General features: G+C 58.5%; 2 protein-coding genes. Both read right to left on the reverse strand.

The features are described from left to right. Positions 1-380 (reverse strand): CAAD domain-containing protein (locus tag H6G62_RS26665; protein ID WP_190500809.1); only part of this gene is annotated, 380 nt, incomplete at its 3' end. Positions 381-551: 171 nt separating this feature from the next. Continuing rightward, positions 552-2,402, reverse strand: a complete 1,851-nt coding sequence (locus tag H6G62_RS26670; RefSeq protein WP_190500811.1) for a DNA polymerase — start codon at positions 2,400-2,402, stop codon at positions 552-554. Between the last annotated feature and the right edge of the window lie 210 nt (positions 2,403-2,612).

Below are 2,612 nucleotides of genomic sequence, written 5' to 3' on the forward strand. Positions count from 1 at the left end.
TCTTGACGGCTGTCGGCGGTAAGCAGGTGTTGAATCGCAAACCAGCCGAGGTAGCCCAGCCCCACCAGTTCCAGCAAGGGCTGCATCAAGGGAATGCCGTTGATGGCTTCCAAGACAGCAAGGGCAAGCCGCATGACGACGAGGGTGGCGACCAGGGCCGCCACAAGTTTGAGCTGCGAGCGGTATTGCCCCGCCAGGTTACTGACTCGGTTGGGGAGTGCGGTGAGCCGCTCAAAGGTTTGGTGCCAGTCTGCGGACGGGTTGGGCGAATCCGCAACGGTTTCGGTGGCCTCAATGCGGGCTTGGGTGTCCGGCGTCACGGCCTGGGTGGCGTGGGCTTCAGCGGGGCGAGTGGGCCGTTGTTTTTGTGCGGTGTTCATAGAGCCTCCTGGGGTAATTTTTGTTCAGCTTAGGTTGGCCAGTTACGCGATGACCTCTGACCTAAGTGAGAGATGGGGCCAGTCTAGGAATCGTCAAGAGCGGTACACATTGGTTTGTTGTAGCGTCTTAACCCCATCCCACCTTTTAGGGCGATAGCCCTTAATCTCCCCTCAATCCCCAGCCCAACTGTGTCCAATCTGGGTGTCCACCTCGATAGGGATGGGCGCAATTAGGGGTTGTGCAGCGGCTATCATCACCTGGGTCAAGGTCTGAGCGATGTCAGGGGCTAGGTCTTGCCTGACCTCGAGCACAATCTCGTCATGGACGACAATCAGCAGGTGAACATCGGCATTGAGATGGGGCACTAACGCGACCAAGGCCCGCTTGATCATGTCGGCACAGGTGCCTTGAACCGGGGCATTGATCCACTCTGCGAAGTCCGGCTTATCGGCCCATTGCCGCACTCGGCCCAGCAACGTTTTGGCATGGCGCAGGCCGTCATGGCGATAAAGCTGTCGCTTGCCCTGTCGATGCCATTGGGCCACCCCGGTAAAGCGCTGGAAGTAGCGTTTATGCAGGGCTAGGGCATCCTTATGGCTGAGAATTAGGCCATATTGCAGTTGGGCTTCAAGTTGGAGGCGGGCGGCGCTCATGCCGTAGATCAATCCAAAGTTGATGGCCTTGCCGAGGCGTCGTTGTTCACGAGTCACCTGGGTTTGGGCCATGTCCAGCAATAGGGCCGCAGTCATGCGGTGAACGTCCTGGCCCGTGCGGTAGGCCTTGACCAGCAGGGGGTCTTGGGTAATCTTGGCGGCAATCCTCAACTCGATTTGAGAATAGTCAGCTTTAATGAGCCGATGTCCGGGCCGGACGACAAAGCATCGACGGATAGCGCTATCGTGGGGCACGGTCTGAAGGGCTGGGTTGCGGCAGCTAAAGCGTCCGCTCCTGGCCGAGACCTGCCTGACCTGGGGGTGTAGCCGTTGCGTGAGCGGATGGCGATGCCTGGGCAAACTATTCAGGGTATCGAGGACTTTGGCCTGGTGCCGCCATTCAAGCAGGTGGGGCAGGGCCGGATGACGATCCACGACCCGAATGATGGTGCGTTGGTCGGTGGCTTTTAATGTGAGTCCCTGTTCCGCCAAGGCCTTGAGGACCTGCTGGCTAGAGCCCGGATTGAGGCCGAAGACCTTGGGTTCGCTGGGCAGCAGGCTGATTTGGGTTTGAGTTTCGAGGCCCAGGGCTTGGTGGAATTGGGTGAGGGCCGCTTGCTTCTGGTGTTGAAACGTCGTCACGGCTTGCTCAAATCGGTCAGGGTCAAGGGCCATGCCGTTGAGTTCCATCAGGGCGGTGGCCGGGATGCAGGCCGACTCCAGGTTGGCGATATGCAGGAACCGAGCGGTGAACTGAGCCGACGCCTGCTGGAGTCGCTGGGCCAGGGGTTGGCGCAGGGCCAGACTGTAGGCGGCGTCCCAGGCAGCGTACTGGAGTTGTTCGTCACTGAGATGTCCAGCAAAGCGGCTGCGCTGGGCCGATTTGTCGAGCTCAACGCCTAGACATTCTTGGACAATAGCGGCGAGGCTCGACTTAACCTTGAGTCCTGCATTCAGCGCCTTGTGGGCCAAGTAAGCATCAAAGAAGGGGCCATGCAAGGGAATGCCGCTGGTGGCGAGCATCTGCCAATCAAATTTGAGGGTATGGCCTACCTTCAGGGCAGGGCTGGTGAGGAGGGTTTTGAGGGCGTGTATCTCGTCAACCTTCCAGAGGTCAATGACGAGGGTCGGCATTCCCGCCGTGGCGATTTGCACTAGGCGCACCTGGTCTTGATGCGGGTCAAGGCCCGTGGTTTCGGTATCGATGCCGAGGACTTTGCGGGTTCGGTATGGGTCGATTTCAGCTTCGAGTTGGTGGGTGGAGGTGATGTAGCGCCAGTCGAGATTCAGTCTAGACGGAGGGTGGGGGTGGGCTTTGCAGGCGGATTGATAGGCAAGCGTGTTGTCGTAGCAGTCAAAATCGCTCATGGGAGTCAGAAAAACAACCGTCTCCTAGGGCGATAGCCGCGACCCCATGACGGATATTGAACCGAAGGTAGATATCCATCTCTCCTATTCGATAGAGGTCAGGTTGGCTTCGGGCTAGATAGCGTCAGAGAGACGATATTTGGAGTGACTATGCCACGTACGGCTAAACCCCACTTCATCCTGGCCGTTGACTTTGGGGGCTCAAGCACC

Source organism: Phormidium sp. FACHB-1136 (assembly GCF_014697375.1).
Classification (GTDB): domain Bacteria; phylum Cyanobacteriota; class Cyanobacteriia; order Phormidesmidales; family Phormidesmidaceae; genus Nodosilinea.